This is a genomic window from Tunturiibacter lichenicola (assembly GCF_051013355.1).
Taxonomy (GTDB): domain Bacteria; phylum Acidobacteriota; class Terriglobia; order Terriglobales; family Acidobacteriaceae; genus Edaphobacter; species Edaphobacter lichenicola_F.
The window spans coordinates 1941266-1962344 of record NZ_CP132944.1 but is presented as its reverse complement, the minus strand read 5'-3'; the positions used below and the strand labels follow the sequence as shown (position 1 = coordinate 1962344).

General features: G+C 55.8%; 11 protein-coding genes. 6 read left to right on the top strand and 5 right to left on the bottom strand.

The genetic code is table 11. The features are described from left to right. Positions 1–70: 70 nt before the first annotated feature. On the top strand, positions 71–2590 hold the full coding sequence (locus RBB82_RS08440) for an amylo-alpha-1,6-glucosidase (protein WP_433974678.1): 2520 nt from the start codon (positions 71–73) through the stop codon (positions 2588–2590). Between the two features lie 412 nt (positions 2591–3002). Here the strand turns inward: RBB82_RS08440 and RBB82_RS08435 are convergent, their stop codons facing one another. The 5 genes from RBB82_RS08435 to RBB82_RS08415 all read right to left on the bottom strand — a co-directional run bounded on the left by RBB82_RS08435 (position 3003) and on the right by RBB82_RS08415 (position 10971). Next, entirely contained in the window at positions 3003–3782 is a 780-nt protein-coding gene (locus RBB82_RS08435) for a hypothetical protein (protein ID WP_433974677.1), read from the bottom strand. Between the two features lie 112 nt (positions 3783–3894). Beyond that, positions 3895–5961 (bottom strand): PAS domain S-box protein, encoded by a 2067-nt coding sequence (locus RBB82_RS08430; RefSeq protein ID WP_433974676.1) that lies wholly within the window; start codon positions 5959–5961, stop codon positions 3895–3897. Between the two features lie 117 nt (positions 5962–6078). Continuing rightward, positions 6079–7875: an alpha-amylase family glycosyl hydrolase gene (locus tag RBB82_RS08425; RefSeq protein WP_433974675.1), complete on the bottom strand. Its 1797-nt coding sequence runs from the start codon at positions 7873–7875 to the stop codon at positions 6079–6081. A 27-nt stretch (positions 7876–7902) separates the two neighbouring features. After that, positions 7903–9720, bottom strand: a complete 1818-nt coding sequence (locus tag RBB82_RS08420; RefSeq protein ID WP_433974674.1) for a glycoside hydrolase family 13 protein — start codon at positions 9718–9720, stop codon at positions 7903–7905. Between the two features lie 105 nt (positions 9721–9825). Beyond that, complete coding sequence (locus RBB82_RS08415) at positions 9826–10971, bottom strand: GntR family transcriptional regulator (RefSeq protein WP_433974673.1); 1146 nt, start codon at positions 10969–10971, stop codon at positions 9826–9828. 560 nt (positions 10972–11531) lie between these two features. Here RBB82_RS08415 and RBB82_RS08410 point away from each other — a divergent pair. The 5 genes from RBB82_RS08410 (at position 11532) to RBB82_RS08390 (ending at position 21032) form a co-directional block, all read left to right on the top strand. Then, positions 11532–15155, top strand: a complete 3624-nt coding sequence (locus RBB82_RS08410) for a TonB-dependent receptor (protein WP_433974672.1) — start codon at positions 11532–11534, stop codon at positions 15153–15155. A gap of 73 nt (positions 15156–15228) precedes the next feature. Next, complete coding sequence (locus RBB82_RS08405) at positions 15229–16326, top strand: tetratricopeptide repeat protein (RefSeq protein WP_433974671.1); 1098 nt, start codon at positions 15229–15231, stop codon at positions 16324–16326. A gap of 118 nt (positions 16327–16444) precedes the next feature. Then, positions 16445–18142, top strand: a complete 1698-nt coding sequence (locus RBB82_RS08400; protein WP_433975352.1) for a tetratricopeptide repeat protein — start codon at positions 16445–16447, stop codon at positions 18140–18142. A gap of 110 nt (positions 18143–18252) precedes the next feature. Further along, entirely contained in the window at positions 18253–18822 is a 570-nt protein-coding gene (locus RBB82_RS08395) for a hypothetical protein (RefSeq protein ID WP_433974670.1), read from the top strand. Between the two features lie 257 nt (positions 18823–19079). Further along, positions 19080–21032 (top strand): tetratricopeptide repeat protein, encoded by a 1953-nt coding sequence (locus RBB82_RS08390; RefSeq protein ID WP_433974669.1) that lies wholly within the window; start codon positions 19080–19082, stop codon positions 21030–21032. Positions 21033–21079 lie beyond the last annotated feature (47 nt).

Genomic DNA, 21079 nt, shown 5'->3' with positions numbered 1-21079 from the left:
TCGAATCGTACTGTGTGAGGAGAGGTCGCCGCAACATGTAGACTGGTGATCCTTTAGTGACGGAGGCAACATGCGAGCTGTTTTCGGGGTGGTTCTGATGCTTGGCGGAATTGCGAGCGCTCAGACTGCCGCAATGCGCTCGCTTGATACTTTTTCAATCAAAGGAGATGGGCTTGCTATCCGGCAGCATGTTGAATCGGGGAAGCCTTTTACGGTAGCAGGAATCCGGGGCACGATACTCGGAGAGCAGGAGGGAACCTTCGAGGCTTGGGTGCTCCCCGTCAAGCTACTCAGCCACTTTGCCATTCGAGCCGATGTTGAAGGTTATTCGGTGCCGATCGATCTGAATGCAGATGCGGCGGAGATTGAGGTGTTTCCCAATCAGACCGTGATTACGTACTCACATATTGCCTTCACGGTGAGGCAGATCATGTTCGCGCCGGATGACGCAGTGGATGGTACTGGCGCGGTCGTGTTGTTTCAGATCGATTCGACTCGGCCGATGGACCTAACCTTCAGCTTTACACCGGAGATGCGGCCGATGTGGCCGCAGCGTAGCCAGGGGGGGCCGTCGGCGGAGTGGGTGAAGGCGGGGGAGGGTGGACTGTATGTGCTGCATACGGACTTCCCGGATCTGGCGGGAGCGGTGGCAATGCCTACTGCGCAGTCGGGGATTCTGGCTCCTTACCAGGAGAAGCCTAAGTTCTATCCGCTGGAGCTGAAGCTGCACTATGACCCGAAGCGGGATACGAATCGTTACTTCCCGTTGCTGATGGCGATGGGCAATACCGTGGAGACTGCGACTAGTGGCGCGCTGCAGGGGAAGCTCGAGCGGTTGAATGCCTCTTTGCCTGAGGTGTACGCGAAGCATGCCGCTCGCTACGCGGAGATGAGAGATAGTCTGACTGCGATTCGTACTCCTGATGTGGGGTTGAACGAGGACTTTGCGTGGGCTGAGACGTCGATTGAGCAGCTGAGGGCGAAGGCTCAGCCAAGCGGTGAGATCGGTTTGGTTGCGGGATATTACTCTTCGGGCGATTCGGCGCGGCCTGGATTTGGCTGGTACTTCGGGCGTGACAGTTTGTATACGCTCTACGCGGTAAATGGCTTTGGCGACTTCAAGCTGACTCGTGAGGAGCTTGAGTTCCTGATGAAGCGGCAGCGTGATGACGGCAAGATCATGCATGAATATCCGCAGACTGCGGCTTCGTTTGTTTGGAAGGACTTTTCTTACGCTTATGCAGCGGCTGATTCGACGCCGCTGTTTCTGACGGCGATGCTGGACTATGTTCAGAGCAGCGGAGACGTGAATTTTCTGCGCGAACATCGGGAGATTGTTGAAAAAGCCTGGCATTTTGAGACGTTGCATGACTCCGATGGCGATGGAATCTATGACAACTCCCAGGGGACCGGGTGGGTGGAGAGTTGGCCGACGGGGATGCCGCATCAGGAGATCTATCTGGCGCTGCTCGATCAGCAGGCTTCGGTTGCGATGTCGAAGCTTGCAGGGTTGCTGAAGGATAAGGCGACTGCGGACGCGGCTGCGACGCGTGGGCTTGATCTGGCGAAGAAGATTGAGACGGAGTACTACGACTCTGCCGGTCGGGCCTATGCTTTCAGTCGAAATTCCGATGGGAGTCTTGATCGCAGTGCCACGGTTTATCCGGCGATTGCGTGGTGGAATGGTGGTGCCGGGCTGGCACACTCCGACGCTAGTTTTCGGCGATGGGCTTCGCATGATTTTTCGACCGACTGGGGGCTGAGAGATGTGGCGGAGAGCGATCCTGTCTACGATCCGATCAGCTATCACCAGGGATCGGTGTGGCCGTTGTTTACGGGGTGGGAGTCGGTAGCGGAGTATCGTGCGGGGCATCCGCTGGCCGGGTATGAGCACCTGATGGAGAATGCGGATCTGACTACGGCTCAGGATCTGGGGGCGGTGACGGAGCTGCTGTCGGGTGCGTTCTTCCAGCCGTTTGGCCGGAGTACGAGTCATCAGTTGTGGTCCTCGGCGATGGTGATTACGCCGGCCCTGCGTGGTCTGTTTGGTATCGATGTGGATGGGCTTTTGGGGGTCGTTCGGCTCGATCCGCATCTTCCTGCGGACTGGGACGATGCTTCGGTGGAGCGAATTCATGTCGGGGCGTCTGTCTGTTCGCTCACGTACCAGCGTCAGGGGCAGAGTCTGGTGGTGAAGATTTCGAGTGTCTCGGGTCCTGCGGTTCGGCTGGCCAGCGTGGTGAAAGGCTCGAAGGTCGCGTCCGATGGTGCTTCGGCGGTTTTTGCATTGCCGGCTGTGGAGGTTGCGGTGCCGCATGGGCTGCCGTTGCCGGGTGCTCGAACTGCTCAGATGAAGGTGTTGGGCGAGACCGTCGATTCACACTCGTTGAAGCTGGAGCTGGAGGCTGAGGCGGGTTCGGTTGTTGAGATTAAGGTTCGCCGGAATGCGGCGAAGCTTAATCTTCATGCCGATGGCGGTGCGATTTCCAGTGTGACCGGTGGGCATGCGGGTGATGGCCTGGACCAATTGACGGTGAAGTTCACGGAGGGAACGGGCTATCAGGGGCAGGTTGTCACCCTTCACTGGTAGGGGGTGCCCCCCCGGTATCCCTCATAAGTTACCTATGATCAACGATATACAAAATTGACCCTCCGTAAATACGTGATATTGAGACGGTTACAGGTAAATATGTCTTTCTAAATGGTTTAGCTGGATCAATGAGAAAGTCCCGCTCGAAAGCGGGACTTTTTATGTCTCTGAATCCAGTATACGGTTTGAACCGGAACTCATGCGCCAGGCGTAAGTGCTTGCGTTGGCGTGAGTTGAGTGATTTGGGAGCTTGACATTCAAAAACGTTGCCGAAATCGCCCTTAGTGCACGATATTCAAGTTCAATCCGCCAACTGACTCGGGTCGTGTATTCAGGTGGGTAATGCAGCGCGGGATCCGGTCGTATGAGTCTTGTATGGTTTCCAATCCATTGCGGTGGATTTAGACTGCTTTCATTCCTTGTCCCAGACGCTTGTAAAGACCGCAGCTGTCTTGATGGACTTGTTGACTATCGTCAATGTCTTGCCATCATCCGACACTGTGAATTCAGTCGTGCTGTCAGGCTTCCCATTCACCTGATCCTGCGTTTGAATGACATGATCGCTGATTCGCTTTCCCGATGAAGAATCACCTTTCGACCCATCGGGAGCTATATCGAAATATTGCTTCCCATCGAATTGCATGTCCGTCCGATGTTTGCTGGATGCTGAAGTCAGGCTCAAGCCGTCTTTTTCATAGGGCGTAATAATGAGTTTTTCCGGAGGTCCAGATACCTTCTCTTCCATGGAAACTGACTTCCACTCGCCAAAGAGGCTCTTGCCCGGACTGGTCCTCGTATAGACAGTCGTTGTCTTTTCCCCGCCGCCGTCGGGCGCCGTAAAGACATCAACAAGTTTCAGCGTTTTATCGTCAGACGAGACTGTGTATGTTCTCTTCATCGTTCGAGAGTCAACTCTGTCCATCTGCCATGTGTGGTCATCGAGCTTTTTGAATGAGACGGTCGCTCCCGAAGGCGACTTGATGGAGACGCCGTCCGCCCTGATTTCAGTGGTTTCGCCGGAACTCCCGGTCAGGGCATAACGATCTCCGCCGAGGTCCTTGATCCCGTAGGTGATGATTGGTTTCGGGCTCTTCTCAGCGTTGTAGACCCACGTCCCGATGAACGGGTCACTTGCGGCCATTGCACTGGAGGTCGCGAAAAGAGCAGCAAGAAAAAGGCTTAAAAATCTCATTGAATTGTCCCTGGGAAGTTGGACGGTAGAATAACACGCCGTCAGGGACAGTAGTCTAATCTTGGACGCTCTTCTATTGTGCGATGGCGGCAGCGCAGGATTCGGTCTTCGGCTATCTGAGCATCGAAGACGTCTCGCTGAGAGCCGCGCGATTTTGGTCTAAGCTGTTTGCGCTTATTGAGCGAGAGTCTGGATCATACGGCGTGTGGAGCGGCAGGTAGATGCGCACCGTGGTTCCGTGTTCCTCCAGACCCTGCCTGCTCTCCAATTCAATTCGACCACCATGTCCTTCGACAAATTGTTTTGCGACGAACAGCCCGATTCCGGTTCCGATCGAGCTGCGGGTGGTGAAGAAGGCATCGAAGACCCTGGAGATATCCTTTGGAGCGATTCCTACGCCGGTGTCCTGAATTGCGACGACGACGCCATCTTCGGAGCCGCCAGCGTCTTCGGTTGAGACGGAGAGACTGCCACCCGAGGGCATGGCGTACATCGAGTTTGCGATCAAGTTCGAGATAACCTGCATGATCTCTCCGCGTCGCAGGACTATTTTTTTTGCGGAGCCGAGGGACTTCCTGATCGTGATTCCGTTGAGTGCGCAACGCGGTTCGTAGATCGCGATTGCGTGTTTTACAAGATCGGCTATCGAATTCGAGCTTGCTGTGTTGTGTTCGCGATAGAAGCCAAGCGTCTGTTTCGCGATATGGGAGACCCGCGCGATTTCACTTTCAGCAGTCGCCAGAAACTCCATACCTGTTGCATCGGTGATGAAAGATCGCAGAAGAAAGAGCAGGTTTGTGATGGCTTCGAGAGGGTTGTTGACCTCGTGCGCGATGGTCGAGGCCATCCTGCCTGCGGCGGCGATCTTCTCGGCCTGGAGCAAGGATTGTTCGATCCGCTTGCGGTCTGAGATGTCACGCAGGATCTTAGAGGCGCCGATCACGCGGCCTTGTTCATCTTTGACAGGTGACACGGTAAGAGAGACGTTGATGCGGCGGCCGTCTTTTGTGAGACGTACCGTTTCGAAGTGATCGATGCGTTCTCCGGCACGTATTTTTCCGATAATGAGCGCTTCGTCGGATCGAAGCTCTTCGGGAATGAGCTTTAAGATCGATTCACCGATTATCTCTTCGGCGGTAAAACCAAAGACTCTGCTGGCGGCGAGATTCCAGCTTGTGATGATCCCGTTGAGGTTTTTGCTCAGAATGGCGTCATCGGATGATTCGACGATGGCGGCGGCTTCAGCCAACCTCTTCGAGATCGATTGCTGGCTCTCTTCGAATCGTTTGCGACCCGAGATGTCGCGCAGGATTTTGGAAGCCCCCACGATCTCGCCGGTTGAGTCCCTAACGGGAGATATGGTGATCGAGACGTCGAGGAGTTTTCCGCTTTTGGTGATGCGTTTCGTCTCGAAGTGCTCGATGCGCCTGCCAGCGCGGATACTGTCCTGGATTGTTTCTTCTTCGCCTCTGAGCGCCTCAGGGATGAGCTTCAGGACAGAAGTTCCGATGATCTCTTCTGCGGAGTACTGAAATAGTTGTGCTGCGGCAGCATTCCAGCTGGTGATGATGCCGTTGAGATCCTTGCTGAGGATGACGTCGTCCGACGAGTCAACAATAGCGGCCAGGACACCGAGACGATGCTCGACCTCTTTCGAAAGGGCGAGCGACGCTGTGAGGCGTGAGACCATCTTGCGTTGCTCAAGGAGTACCTGAACCTGTCGAGCCAGTGATTCCAGAGCTGCGATTTGCATCGAAGAAAGTTTGCGCGGCTTGTCATCGAACACGCAGACGGTGCCAAGGATATGCCCGTTCGGAGCCACGATGGGAGCACCGGCGTAAAAACGAATCCGCGGGCTACCTTGCACGAAAGGATTTTCTGAAAAGCGAGAGTCGAGGAGCGTGTCTTCGACGATCAGAGTTTCCGGACGGAGGATCGCGCAAGCGCAGAAGCCGTCGGAACGCCCCGTCTCGTTTGTTCCAAAGCCGACCTCAGATTTGAACCACTGACGCTCTCCATCGACGAATGTGATGGTTGAGTATGGGGTCGCACAGATATATGTCGCAAACGCAGTTACGTCCTCGTAGCCCTTTTCTGGCGGGGTATCGAGAATGCCGTACGAATGCAGCGTCGCTATTCGTTCCGCATCATTGTCTGGGATAGGGGCAGAGAACATCATGCTCTTTCTGAAAGTTCTCTTTATTAGAGCAGTTTGCCCGTTGGCAAACAACTGAAGTTTTCGGCTCCTGGTAGATAGCAGTTGGCGGGTTAAGGCTGCTGATTTTTACTGGGCTTTCTACCGGGCCTCGGCGATCCAGGTTGCGTAGGGAGCGAGGGTGACCGGTTTGGTGAGCGGGGCGTGAGTGAGTGATGGGTCGTTGGTTTCCAGTGTTTTGGTTGCGCCCTTGGTGAGGCCTAGCGCGGTGTAGTCGTACTTGAGGGTTTGTGGCTTGTCGGAGAAGTTGAGGGCTACGATGACGGAGGGTTTGCCGGCGGGGCCTTTGCGCAGGTAGGAGACTACGTTTTCGTTTGGGTTGAGCATCTGCATGCTGCCTTCGTAGAGGGCGGCGTTGGTGCGGCGTAGCTCGATGAGGCGCGTGTACCAGTTGAGCATGGATTCGCGGTCGGGAGACTCGGCGGCGACGTTGACGGTCTTGTAGTCGGGGGCGACGGGCAGCCAGGTGGTGCTGGAGGTGCTGAAGCCTGCGTTCTTCGAGGTGTCCCACTGCATGGGGGTGCGCTCGCCGTCGCGTCCTTTTTGCTTTGGCCAGCCGGTGATGCCTTCGGGGTCTCTGACGTCCTCAATGCGGGTGGGTGTTGTGGTGACCATGCCGATCTCGTCGCCGTAGTACATCTGCGGTGTGGCGCGCGAGGTGAGAAGGAGTGCGGCCATCATGCGAGCGATGCGGGCCTTCATGGCGGGGTCGTTGACGCCGATGCTGTAACGGTCCCAGATGCGGTCCTGGTCGTGGTTGCCGAAGAAGAAGTATGGCTGGCCGTGGGCGGGATTGTTTTCGACCTCGTCGAGGAGCTGACGAAATTTGGGGGCGTTGAGCTCGTTGACGTCGGCTACCTGGAAGTCCATTGGGAGTTGGACCTCGTCGTTGTTCGCGCCGTACATCTTGGAGAGCTCGAAGATGTTGGGCTCGTCGGCTTCGCTGATGAGGACCGGATTGCCGGGATACTCGTCGATGACTTTGCGCATCTCGCGCAGCATGTCGTGAACCTCGGGGAGGTTGTCGGTGTACTTGTGCTGGATGTTGGGGTCGCCGAATGCGTTGAGGCCGGGCTGGATGGGGTCGTCGTGGAGGTTGGGGTCTTCGAAGAGGCGTGAGACGGCGTCCACGCGGAAGCCGTTGACACCTTTGTTCATCCAGAAGCGGAGGACGTCCATCATGGCTTTGATGACTTCGGGGTTGCGCCAGTTGAGGTCGGGCTGCTGGACGTAGAAGTGATGGTAGTAGTACTGCTTCGTGGTTGGGTCCCACTCCCATGCGGAGTGGCCGAACCAGCTCTGCCAGTTGTTGGGCGGGATGGGTTTGCCGTCGGCGGTGTAGCCCTTGGGGTCGCGCCAGATATACCAGTCGCGTTTGGGATTGTCGCGGGAGGAGCGCGACTCTTTGAACCATGCGCTCTGGTCGGAGGTGTGGTTGGGGACGTAGTCCATGATGACGCGGATGTTGCGGCGCTTGGCTTCCGCGGTCATGTGCTCGAAGTCGGCCATGGTGCCGTACTGGGGATCGATGGCAGTGTAGTCGGCGATGTCGTAGCCGAAGTCGATCTGGGGCGACGGGTACATGGGGGTGATCCAGATGGCGTCGATGCCGAGTTGCTTGATGTAGTCGAGGCGTGAGGTGATGCCTTTGATGTCGCCGATGCCGTCGCCGTCGGTGTCCTGAAAGCTGCGGGGGTAGATCTCGTAGATGACGCCGTGCTTCCACCATGGATCGGCAGTTGTGTTTTTTTGGTCGACTGCGGGCGGGACTTGAGTGGCGGTCTGCGCAAACGCGCCCGGTAAGAAGCTACCGAGCGCGAGAGCTGCGCAGAGGAGATGATTCGTAAGACTTGAGGTGCGATTCCGCGTTTCGTTCACGAGCTTCCCTCTTTGCGTCACACGATTTTATTTAATTGACCCGATCCATGAGGCGTACGGCGGTAGGGTGATGTTGAGGCTGGTTGATTTTTTTAGGTCGGGCGCGTTGGTGAGGAGTGTGCTCACGGTTTTGCCGGAGACCTTGGCTTTACTCAGGTCGAGCGAGATCGTCTGGGGCTGAGCGGTGAAGTTAAGCGCTACGATGACTGAGGGGTGGCCGGCGACGCCTTCGCGAACGTACGACAGGACTGATGGATTCGACTCGTCGATCATTATCTGTTTTCCATCGCGGAGGGTTGGGTCGCTGCGACGCATCGCGATCAACTGTTTGTACCAGTTGAGGAGTGAGTCGGGATCGCTCTCTTCTGTTTTGACGTTGACCGTTGTGTGGTTAGGTGGGACGGGAAGCCATGTGGCGGCTGCGTCGCTGAAGCCGGCGTTTTTAGAGTCGTCCCATTGCATTGGGGTTCGTTCGCCGTCGCGGCCCTTCTCTTTGGGCCAGCCGGTGACGCCGATGGGATCTTTGACGTCTTCTTTGCGGGTCGGTGTGGTGGTGACCATGCCTAGTTCCTGGCCCTCCCAGAGGAGAGCGGTGGAGCGGGTGGTCAGGAGGATCGCGGCGAGGATGCGGGCGATCTGCTGGTTGTGCTCGCCGTCACCGTAGCGGTCCCACGAGCGGACGTTGTCGTGGTTGTCGAAGACGAAGAGAGGCTGGGAGCCGTGAATCTGCGTCTCGGCTTCGTTGAGGCTGGTGCGGAATTTGGCGGCGTCGAGCTTGTCATGGTCGCCGTGGAAGCCGACGAGGAAGTCCATGGGGAGTTGAAGCTCGTCATGCTTTTCGCCACCATACCAGAGGTTGAGAGCGGCGGTGTTGGGCAGGTAGGTCTCGCCGATGAGTACGCGTTCTCCGGGATATGAGTTGATCATCGCGCGCATGCGCCGGATTACGTCGTGGACCTCGGGGAGGTTGGATTGATAGGCGTCGGAGTAGTTGGGATCGCCTTGTGCGTTGGTGCCGCCGAGAGCTTTCTCTTCGCGGAGCTGAGGATCTTCGAAGAGAGTTGGGATGGCATCGAGGCGGAAGCCGGCGACACCGCGGTCGAGCCAGAAGCGCATCTGGTCGAACATGGCTTTTTCTACGACTGGATTGCGCCAGTTGAGATCGGGTTGTGCCTTGTAGAAGAAGTGGTAGTAGTACTGGTGAACGGCGGGGACCCATTCCCAAGCCGAACCGCCGAAGGTGGAGGTCCAGTTGTTGGGCGGGACGTGGCCGTCGTGTTCGTATCGTTTTTGAAATTCGGTCACACCTGCGGAGTTGGCTGGGATGCCTTCGTTCCAGACGTAGTAGTTGTGTTTGGGATTGGTGCGCGAGCTGGCGGCGTCGATGAACCACTGATGCTTGTCGGAGGTGTGGTTGAGAACCATGTCGAGGACGATGCGGATGTTGCGCTTCTTGGCCTCGGTCTGGAGATGGTCGAAGTCGGCTAGGGTGCCGTAGTTGGGGTCGATGTTTTCGTAGTCGGAGATGTCGTAGCCGAAGTCGACCTGAGGGGAGGGATACATGGGAGCGATCCAGATGGCGTCGACGCCGAGGTTCTGGAGGTAGTCGAGGCGCTGGGTGATGCCGTTGAGGTCGCCGAGGCCGTCGCCGTTCGAGTCCTGATAGCTGCGGGGGTAGATCTCGTAGAGGACGGCGTGTTTCCACCACGGGCCGTCGTTGTGCTGAGCCTGACTGACGGCGGGTGTTGCGGCGCTCCAGAGGATGGAGGCGGCGAGAATGGCGAGGGTTTGAGGGAGGCGCATCCACCGTGCGGATAAGGTGCGATGGTGTCGGTTGGTGGTCAATTCATGCCTCCTGGAGTCCCGAACACTATAGCATTCGACATGGCAATGACGGTTGTTTGACAAGGCATTGTGCAGTGCCGGGCAGCGACGATTTAATCGTGCGTTCTAGATTAGTTTGTGATTTGGGTTTGCGTGGGTGCCGCACGATCGGCGGATAACTGTTTTGGTCTGGAGAAGAATGTCGCGGGTGGGCTGATCCGGCCTTTCCAATCTCTGCAACATGGTTGCGATTGCCATGGCACCGATCTCGGCGCAGTTCTGATGTTGCGTGGTGAGGGGGACGGGCAGGAGGCTGGCGTACTTTACGTCGTCGACTCCTACGATACGGATCTCCTCGGGGACGCGGACGCCGTAGGAGGCCAGGCCTTCCATGACTTTGATCGCGGTGACGTCGTTGGCGCAGACGATTGCGTCGGGTCTGCATTGTTTTAGCAATCTCTGGATGAAGTGCGGGTCTTCGGGGTCGCCACGGCAAACGAGGTCTTGCTGGAGGTGGACTCCGTGTGCGAAGAGAGCTTCGCGATAGCCGGCGATGCGACCTACGACAGTCGATGCGGAGAGAGGCTTGGCGACGAAGGCTACGCGCTTCGCGCCGTGGAGGAGCAGGTGCTGTGTGATGACGAAGCCTGCGCGACGATTGTCGATTCCTACGAGGTCATACTTCGAGCGCATGGGGTATGCGGTGTAACAACGGTCCAGCAGGACGATTTGAATGCCTTCGCGATCGAGCGCGGATGTGATGCGCCGGTTGACGGCGTCTTTTTCGGGCGTGAACTCCAGCGGGGCAAAGAAGACTCCGGAGACTTTTTGCGAGATGTATTTGTGGCAGAGATGCTCGGCCTCCTTTTCCTTCTGTGCGATGTCTCCGATGGAGTGTCCCCAGAGGAGGGAGTGCGGCTTGGCTAATGGCGACCGCATCATGCCGTGGCATATTGGCTCAAAGATCTCGGTGCGGCCGAGGTCTGGAATCAGTAGACCAAAGACGTGGCCGCGAGAGGTTGTCGGAGCGATGACGTGGGTGCCGGACCCAGGGCGACGCGAGACCAGGCCTTGGAGTTGCAGTTCGTGCACCGCCTTTGCGATGGTGATGCGCGAGGTGTTGTAACGCTTCCCCAGCTCCGCTTCGCTAGGGAGACGATCACCGCGTTGCAGCGAACCCGTCATGATGGCCGAGTGAAGCTCTTCGTAGACCTGCCGGTATTTGGGAGTCTGGGATGTGGTATCGGCTTCGTCGGGGCGAAATTCAGGCATAGAGGTTTTTGCTTTTAGAGTGGTGCTCCGGGATGAGGGTTCAACCTTCATGTTCACCCTGCCACTTGGATCGAGTAGCGGAACAACTGGTTATGAATGTATAGACAAAGTTGTACTTCTGGCGAGTTCTCAAAAAAAATTATTTTGGACTGGTGGTCAACCTTTCGATTGATCTTGAAGTCATCCTGAGTCGAAGTTTCGACGTCCCCTTAGTGCGCAAAGCGCGCTGTTTATTGGAGATTTGGTTAAACCCTCTTATGAAACACTAAGCCGGTACCGCAAAGTGGTATGACCAATATTGATAGTATGAGGTTCGATCTTTTTGAGCACATCGTACGACGTTAACTGGTGGGAAACAAACGTGCCCAACGACGTTGACATGCCCCAACCCGAGCGCGTAGGTTTCGGTGCGAATCAGAAAGACATGTTTCCGGTGCGACGAGTGGGGCGGGGCAAACGTTCAACCGTCTGTTTTTTTAGTTACAAAGGCACGAGTGAGCGATGTTTAGCAATACAGATAACGTCGCCAATAGAAGCTGCAGGACCCTTTGGAGGTTTTCATGAGATTCATGACGCGTCGGCTGGTCGGGTTGCTCTCTGCTTTCGTTCTTTTGACATTTGCGCCAATGGCCTACGGGCAGGCCGTTTATGGTTCGATCTTTGGAAGCGTGGTTGATGGCACTGGTGCTGCCATACCGAACGCAAACGTTGTAGTGACTGACACCGGCAAAGGAACTTCTGTCACTGTTCAATCCAATGGCAGCGGTGAGTTCACTGTTGAACACCTTATTCCAGACTTATACGACGTGACGGTTTCCGCGGCGGGCTTCAAAGGGTTCGCACAGAAGGGTATTCAGGTTAATGCAGATGCTTCGACGAAGATCCTAGCTACGATGGTTATTGGAGCGACGGGCGAGACTGTTGAAGTCGATGCGGATGCGGTTCCCCAGTTGAAGACAGATCGCGCGGACGTTGCCGTGAACTTCAACTCGCAGGAGCTTGAAAATCTTCCAATTCCCGATCACAACTTTACCAACCTGCAACTGTTGTTGCCGGGCGCGGTGCAGCTGGGATGGTCGCATGCTGCCGATGAGAACCCGCAGGGTTCGAAGCAGATTCAGGTGGATGGACAGGCGTTCGGTGGTGTGAACTACACGCTGGATGGTACGGACAACCAGGATCCGATCCTTGGCATTATCGTCATCAATCCAAATTCGGATTCGATGTCTGAAGCGAAGATCGCAACGCAGAACTTTGACGCTGAGTTTGGCAAGGCTGTTGCGTCTGTGGTCACCGTGCAGACTAAGTCTGGTTCCAATGCGTTTCACGGTACGGCGTTCGACAACCGCGAGAGCGCGGCAAACCTGGCACGTGATCCATTCACTCAGCCTGGTTCCGGCCCGATTCCCGGTGCACTGAAGAATCAGTTTGGCGGATCTGTCGGCGGACCGATCATCAAAGACAAGTTGTTCTTCTTTGGTGACTATCAGGGCGTTCGCCAGAAGGTAGGTTTCGCGACAGTACAGACTGTTCCGACCGCGCAGTTGGTATCAAGCTGCCTTAGCGGTGCCGGTTGCGATTTCAGTCAGTACGTCAACTATGGCGCTAGCCTCGGAGGCGCATCCAATCCTTACCAAATCTATCAAGCAGACGGAACTCCGTACCCGAACGCAATTATTCCGAATGCTCAGCTCTCGCCTGTGGCTCTGAATCTGTTCAAGCTGCTGCAGCCTTATGCACCAAATTCTCCGGGAAGCTTTGGCGGACTGTCGAATAACTACTCCGGTGGTGGTACGGGACTGTTCAACAGCAACCAGTGGGACGTTCGTGGGGATTGGACGGCCAATGGGAAGGTTCACGTCTTTGGCAGGTTCAGCCGGTTTACCGATCTTCTCTCTGGCGCCACGTTGTTTGGATTGGCGGGCGGTTCTGGACTCGGTCTGGGCGGCTACGGAGGCACCTCGAAGGGTGCGAACGACAGCGCTGCTCTGGGCACCGACATCGTAGTCAGCTCAACGGTGGTGACCGATATACGCTTAGGCTACTTCCGCTACAACATCATTACGGGCAAGTACGATACGACCAATACAAACCTTCCGATCCAGGGTGAAAACATCAGTGGTACGGGTCCGAACTCCGGTCTTGTCGTTCCGGTCAATTATGGTGCACCTGATTTCAATCTGTCTGACTTGAACGTGACGAACCCAACGGCTGGACCGAATAATCCTGCCGGGGCGAACTCGCAGTATGGTGCAGGCTTGAACGTGGACCGTTGCAACTGCCCACTTACCGAGCGTGAAGACCAGTTCCAGTTTGTCAACAACTGGACCAAGATTATTGGCAACCATGCTGTGAAGGTGGGCGCCGATCTTCGGTATGCAAGAAATCTCCGGGTACCGAGCGATAACGATCGAACAGGAGTCAATCAGTTCAGCACGGGTCCAACCTCCAACGGTTCATCCGGTGGACTCGGTTTTGCGACCTTCGTTTTGGGTGACGTCACGGCCTACAACCGCTATGCCAGCACGTCGACCAACGCGAAAGAGTTTCAGAAGCGCGACTTCTTTTACGTACAGGACACGTGGCGCGCAACTCCCAAGTTGACTGTCAACGCTGGTGTACGTTACGAACTTTACTTTCCTGAGACCGTCAACGCTCCTGGTAATGGAGCGCTGCTGAATTTGAATACAGGGTTCATCAATGTTGCGGGTGTAGGTGGAATCCCGTCGAACATGGGTGTTGGGATTGCTAAGAACGCCTGGAATCCACGTATAGGACTTGCTTACCAAGCCGATGCGAAGACTGTGATTCGAGGCGGTTACGGACGTAGCTTCGACATCGGGGTGTTTGGTTCGGTATTCGGCCACGTGGTCACGCAGAACCTCCCGGTTCTTGCCAACCAATCGATCAACGCTACTGGGGGTACTTCTTCCTACGCCTTCAATCTGACCAATCCCGCTCTGACACAGGGCGGCTTGGCGACTGGCCTCTCGAACTATGCTCCGCTGCCTCCGGATGCGAACGGTCATATCGTGAATCCTGGCTCCCAAGTGAACTCGAAGGCGCGTCCGTTCACCGAGCGGCTGCCGACTCTTGATGCATGGAACGCTTCGGTACAGCGTTCGCTATCGCCTACTATCTCACTCACGGTAGCCTATGTCGGCAACAAAGGGACGCATACCCTTAGCGACGGCGACGGTAACAACACCAATCCGAACGAGGCAGCGATCTTCCTTCCAGCCTCGTACAGCACCATTCCCGGACTCGCACTGCACTTTGACCCAACCAACGGCGGATCGACTGTAGCAACGATTCCGACAGCCGGCCCGTTTGCTGGCGCTGTAAAGAATCAGACGCTTCTACAGCGTTACGTTGGAGGAACTTTGCCAGCGTGCGGTGGGCCTTGCGGTTGGAGCCAGGGAATTACTTACTACGGAGACGACCAGGATACCCACTACAACGCACTCCAGGTTAGCTTGGCGAAGACATATACTCATGGTCTTTCTCTCAATGCCAACTTTGCTTATCAACATGGGAGAGATGCGCAAAGCAGCTTTGCCACTTGGGATAAGCAGGCTGTGATCGGTAACGATAGCGCCATTCGCCGCACCGCCTTTACGGGGTATGGTACTTATGACCTGCCGTTTGGGAGAAACCAGCAGTTCCTCCACAACGCCAACGGGTTCGTAAACCAGTTGGTAAGTGGCTTCCAGGTCAGCCCCATCGTAGTAATTCAAAGCGGTCTGCCCTTCACGCTCTCGTTCAATGGATGCGGCAATGAGATACCTGGCTCGGCGCCGTGCTATGTCAACGGCAAATCATCTCAGCTCCACCCGCATGCTATCGGCTTCGCAGGTGGTCCTCACGGTGTGGTCTTCTATCCGGCTCAGACGCTTGGTGAGAAGTTCACCGATCCGGGCCTGGATACCATCGGCAACGGAGGACGTAACAACGCATGGGGACCGAACTTCTACAACGTCGATCTGTCGGCTTTGAAGAACTTCAGCATCAAGGAGAGGGTCACTCTGCAGTTCCGGGCCGATGCATTCAATGGATTCAACCACATCAACTTTGGCCTTCCGAGTGGAAACATTCAGAGCGCTGGAAACATAACTAACGGCACTTATCCGGGGAACGGCTCAAACCCACGTCAAATGCAGTTCACGGCCCGCGTGCAATTCTAACGAGCGGTTCAGCCACAAGAGGGGAGCTACGGCTCCCCTCTTTTCCTTGGTTTACACTCGAGCCTGATCTTCTATGTGTCGTCTGCACACAGTCGTCTTACTTCTTTCTCCCCTCACTCTTGCAGTGTTGACATCATCGCTTGCATGGGCGCAGCTTCCTTCTGCACCGACGCCACAGACGCAGGGTGCACCAGCAGCTACTGGTGACGGTGCTCGTGACGGCTCTTCCGAAAACCTGGCGCGACTGCGGGTGATGATCGATCGAGGACAGACTGAGAGTGCGTTGAAGCAGCTGGACAGTTTGGCGACGCAGCAGCCTGCACCGGCGGGGGTAAATCGGCTGCGTGGGCTGGCCCTGTATTCGGAGAATCAATTTGCTGAAGCGGACACCGCGTTCGCAAGTGCGGTGAAGCAAGACCCGCATGATCAGGAGTCGGTGCAGTTGCGTGGGTTGACGCTGTTTCGATTGGGCAAGCCAGCGGATGCAATTCCGCTGTTGGAGTCGGCGCATGAGTTGACGGCGCAGACTAGAGTCGATCCGAACTATGTGCTGGCTCTTTGCTATATCGACACTGGTCAATATGACAAAGCTCGTGGGGCCTTTGGAGTTCAATATGGCTTCGCTGCAGATTCGGCGCCGGCGTATCTTTTAGCTGCGCGGATGTTGCTGCGGAGGGACTACCTGCCGGTCGCGCAGCAGTTTGCGGCGAAGGCGCTTGAACTCGATCCCCAGTTGCCGCTGGCGCATGCTTTGCTTGGGGAGATCGCGTTGGCGGGGGAACACCTTGATGTGGCTATCGCCGAATTTGAGAAAGAGCGTGCCCGTAATCCCCTTGATGGAAGCATCTATGACAGGCTGGGAGATGCTTATTCGCGGACAGGGGACTACACGAAGGCGTTGCAATCGTTGCAGCGGGCACTGCTGCTCGAGCCGAATTCGACTGGGCCATATATTCTTTTGGGCAAGGTATTACTCAAGCGACAAGATCCCGCGAGTGCGCTGATGTACCTTGAACACGCAGAACAGATGGACTCCGGCAACTACATAACCCACAGTTTGCTGGGGCAGGCGTATCGGTCGTTGGGCAGAGCCGATGATGCCAGTCGTGAGATCCAGATTTCGCAAAAGATACAGGCAGCAAGTGAACCCAAGCTGGAGACGGTTCGCTAGAAATGCAGGGGCCATTTTGCCGAAGAAGTTGCCAACCGGATGTGCATCTCAGGGCGATGGGTATCCACATTCCTGCGATGTCAGGTTGCCAGAGAGCTCAGGAGTTCTAAAAGCGTTGGTGCGAAGTGTCGGGCGCTTGATCTTCGCGCTCTCTATCGCTGCGTTGGCTTTCGGGATTGTTTGCGCTTTGACTGACCTTTCGGTGCGCGCTTCTGCAACCCCTAAAGCACAACCGATCACGGCCGCACTTTCTTCTAACCCCGATGCCGTCTGCGCCGGTTGCCATCAGAACATTTACGAGAAGTACGAACGGACGCCGATGGCGAAGGGGAGTGGGACAGCTTTCTCAGGACTGTTGGAAGGGGGCTTTCTGCACGCTGCCTCCGGTGTGCGCTACAGCGTTTTTTTGCGAGATGGCAAGGCCTGGATGTCTTACGCCCGCGACCGTGAACCGGTATTGCACGGAGAGAGGCAGCTCATGTATTTTGTCGGCTCCGGACGGCGTGGACGTACGTACCTTTATCAGGTCGAGGGTCAGTGGTTTGAGGTTCCTATCAACTACTACGGCAAAAAACAGCTGTGGGATATGGCTCCAAACTATGGTGCAACGAAGACCATGCCTGAGGCTCTGCCTGTGGATTCGAACTGTCTCCATTGTCATGCAACGGCGGTACAGATGGCGCTCCCTGAGGCTCGTAACAAATATGAGGCAGCGCCATTTCAGCAAGGCGGAGTTGGATGCACGGCGTGCCATGGCGATTCATCACTACATCTGGCAGAGAAGGGGCATGGCCCGATCGTCAATCCGGCTAAACTGCCGCCAGCCAGGAGAGATAGTACCTGCCTTCAGTGTCATCTTGAGGGGGACGTAGCGATCTATCGTGCAGGCACATCGCTTGCTCAGTTTCACGCAGGAGCAGATCTTGCAGACTATGCTGTTTATTTTGTGAAGGCGAGCGCAGCGTCGGGAGGCGGGCGAGCGAGCAGTCAGAACGAAGCTCTTTTGCGAAGCGCATGCAAGGTTGCGAGTGGCGACAAGCTAACGTGTACGACCTGTCACGATCCTCATAGTTCGCCAAGTGCAGAGGAACGTGTCAGCTACTTTCGCGGGAGGTGTTTGACGTGTCACACGAGTACTAAAATGGCGACGATGCACCACCCGGAGGAGAGAGATTGTGCGGTATGCCACATGCCTACTCGTACGACTACGGACATCTCCCATGAACAGGCGACAGACCACAATATTCAGCGTCGGCCAGCGTCGACGGCAGCGATGCGATTTACGGATCTAGCAGAGTCTACTGAGTTGGTTCCGGTGGGTAGCGTTTCAGTTGGAGACAGAGAGTTAGGACTGGCCTATGCGCAGCTTGCCGAGCATGGCGATCGCGTAACAGCGACGAAGGCGATTCACTTGTTGGCGAAGGCAGAGAAGGCGGGCCATGACGATGCACAGCTTCACACGCAGCTTGGTTTCATGCAGCAGATGTCCGGTGACAAGGGAGGGGCCCGCAAGGAATATGCGGATGCGTTGAAAGAGGATCCTTACCAGGCGACCGTGCTGGGGAATCTCGCTGTTCTGGACGCGTCTTCGGGAGGTGTTGAAGAGGCGATAGCTCTGTTGCAGCGTGCGGTTGACGCCGATCCAAGTCAGATGGCACCCGGTCTGAACCTTGCTTTCATCGAGTGCAGATTGGGTGACAAGAAGAAAGCGCTGGAGATTCTGATGGAGCTTTCGCGGTTCAACCCAGACGATCCGACGCTTCGTAAGTTTTTGATTTCGGGAAGTTATGCGGGGCAGCGATGCGAACTTCGTTAAGGGTGGTGTACGAACCGTTTGCTCTCTTCAACCGAATATTCTTGTCTGAACTATTTAAGATATTGTCTACTCGAAGCGTTATGCGCCGATCGTTTTTTAGTCGATCTACTATGGCTTGCGTGCTGGTCATCGCGCCTCTGTGTTACGCGCAACGAGTGTCGACAGTGTATGGATACAACACGAATGGCCAGCCCGTGACGCGGCTGGCCTCTCCCGGGACGGAAGCGGTTGTTCTCTTCTTCGTCGCGTCGGACTGTCCCATCTCCAATCGCTACATCCCTGAGATACGAAGTCTCGAAGAGAAATTTTCGGCGCAGCATGTTGTGTTTTGGTTCGTCTATCCCAATGTTGGTGAGACTTCGAGTGGCGTTCGTCAGCATGAAGCTGCTTACGGATCTGAAGAACATATTCTTCTCGATCCTGACCATCGACTTGTAGCTTTCGCGCATGCAAAGCTGACTCCTGAGTCAGCGATTCTTGTCCCAGAGCATTCTGACGCGGAAACTTTTCGTACCGTCTATCACGGACGCATCGACGACCGTTATGTGCAGTTCGGGCAGGAGCGGCCTCAAGCTACGCAGCACGATCTCGAGCGAGCGATCGGCGACGTTCTTCAGCACCGTAGTGTGGAGCAGCCAAATGGGCCGGCGGTGGGCTGCGGAATCATAGGGCGCCCATGACGTGTCCTGAGGCGAGATATATTTCTTTTGGACTATTAGGAATTGTCGCGCTTGCGACACTTTCTGTTGAGCTGCCGCACTCGCATGTTCAGGCCGTAGCGGCTCCAATTACTTTCAACCGACAGATTGCACCCATCTTTTATAAGCAATGCAGCGGCTGCCATCATCCTGGAGGCTCTGGTCCTTTCAGTCTTCTCTCCTATGCTGATGCGAAGCGTTGGGGAACTCAGATACGAACCGTTACACAGACTCGATACATGCCACCCTGGCTGCCTGAGCCGGGCTTTGGCAACTTCGCGGATAACCGTCGTCTGTCTGATGAAGATGTGGCGCTGATCAACGCGTGGGTCGAAGCCGGTATGCCCGAAGGCGATGCGAAGTATGCGCCTGCGCCGCCTGTCTTTTCGAAGGAGTGGCAGCTTGGAACGCCGGATCTCATCTTGAAGGCGACATCGGAGATGCAGGTCCCCGCGTCCGGTACCGATCTCTTTCGCAACTTCATTCTGCCTGTTCCGATTCCGGGGACCAAGTACGTACGCGCGATGGAGATCAGGCCGGGAGCGCCACAAGTGGTTCATCATGCGAATGTACTGATCGATAGGACCGCTTCTTTGCGACGTAAACACCCGACCGATTGGGAGCAGGGAGTTCCTGGGATGGAGCTTACCGTCGATTCGGGTGATTCGTTCGATCCTGATAGCCACTTTCTCTTCTGGAAGCCCGACTCACCCGCGCTGATCGAACCAAAGGGCATGTCGTGGCGGCTTGATCCTGGCAACGATCTGATCCTCAATATGCATTTGAAACCCAACGGGAAGCCCGAAAGTCTGCAAGCTACTGTGGGGCTTTATTTTGCTGACAAGCCTGCTGTGGCGCATCCTATGCTTTTGCAGCTTGAGCACGATGGTGCGATTGATATTCCTGCGGGCGATGCGGCATTTGTTATTGAAGACCAACTCAAGCTTCCCATTGATGTCGATGTTCTAGGCGTCTATCCGCATGCTCACTATCTGGGCAAGAAGCTTGAAGGTTATGCGGTGCTGCCGAACGGAGAAAAGAAGTGGCTCATTCTGATTCGTAACTGGGATATAGATCGTCAGTCCGTCTATCGTTTTCAATCTCCAATTTTTCTTCCGAAGAATAGTGTTCTGCATATGCGCTACATGTACGACAACTCAAGGGACAACATCCGCAATCCGAATAGCCCGCCGGTACGAGTGAAGGCGGGGAATCGATCTGTGGATGAGATGGGGCATCTTTGGCTGCAGGTTTTGCCGCGAACGTCTTTGCATGTAAGTGACGATCCTCGCCTCGCACTGGAGCGGGCCTGGATGGAGAATAACTTGCGGAAGAACCCTGATGACCATCTCGCGCTTTACAACCTAGCGTCGGTGGAGATAGTTCGGGGCGACTATGCGTCTGCTGCTGCTCTCTATCAACGGTTACTTACTCGTTCGCCGGATGATGTTCGGACGATGACTGCTCTTGGAGCGGCGCTGGATGCGGAGGGAAACTGGCGGCAGGCACAGGTCGAATATCAAAGAGCGCTGACGGTTGACCCGGAGTATGTCGATGCGCGCTTTGATCTTGCGCATCTCGATTTCAAGCACAACAACTACGCGGAGGCTGAGCAGGAGTATCGTCGCGTGCTCGAGGAGAGCCCTAACGATGCTTTGGCGCACAATGAGCTGGGGGGCGTGCTCGCCGCAGTAAATAGGTCAGCAGATGCGCAGCGTGAGTTTGAGACAGCAATTGCAATCTCTCCCGATAACTTCGATGCGCTGTATAACCTCGCTGGAATTGAAGCGGAGAATAATAACCTGTCTCGCGCCGTGGAGTTGTTGGAGCAGGCGCTCAAGCAGAAAGATGACGCGGATGCTCATCAGTTGCTCGGAAGTGTGTATGCTCGATCCGGAAAGCTGGCCGATGGGCTTGACCAGTTCAAGGCAGTACAGCGTTTGCGCCCGACCGATGCAGTGGCGCATCGTCAGCTCGCTCAGCTCTATGCACAGATGGGGCAACTACCGGATGCAATCGGCGAGCAGAACGCGGTGTTGGCACTTGAGCCGAAGAATGCAGATGATTGGAATAATCTGGGGGTGTTGCATGCTCGTAACGGCGATACTGCGACGGCCCGTAAGGACTTTGAACGCTCGCTAGCGCTTAATCCTCAGCACGTAGCGGCTCGGGCGAACCTCGCTCGTCTTTGAATGAAGGTCTGTTGCAGGGTTGTAGTTATTGATGATCTTGGTGAAGG

Bases quoted from the DNA above. Each gene is read 5' to 3' on its own strand.
- RBB82_RS08410 (WP_433974672.1), top strand. From the start codon at position 11,532: ATGAGATTCATGACGCGTCGGCTGGTCGGGTTGCTCTCTGCTTTCGTT.
- RBB82_RS08440 (WP_433974678.1), top strand. From the start codon at position 71: ATGCGAGCTGTTTTCGGGGTGGTTCTGATGCTTGGCGGAATTGCGAGC.
- RBB82_RS08395 (WP_433974670.1), top strand. From the start codon at position 18,253: ATGGCTTGCGTGCTGGTCATCGCGCCTCTGTGTTACGCGCAACGAGTG.
- RBB82_RS08390 (WP_433974669.1), top strand. From the start codon at position 19,080: ATGCCACCCTGGCTGCCTGAGCCGGGCTTTGGCAACTTCGCGGATAAC.
- RBB82_RS08430 (WP_433974676.1), bottom strand. From the start codon at position 5,961: ATGATGTTCTCTGCCCCTATCCCAGACAATGATGCGGAACGAATAGCG.
- RBB82_RS08435 (WP_433974677.1), bottom strand. From the start codon at position 3,782: ATGAGATTTTTAAGCCTTTTTCTTGCTGCTCTTTTCGCGACCTCCAGT.
- RBB82_RS08405 (WP_433974671.1), top strand. From the start codon at position 15,229: ATGTGTCGTCTGCACACAGTCGTCTTACTTCTTTCTCCCCTCACTCTT.
- RBB82_RS08415 (WP_433974673.1), bottom strand. From the start codon at position 10,971: ATGCCTGAATTTCGCCCCGACGAAGCCGATACCACATCCCAGACTCCC.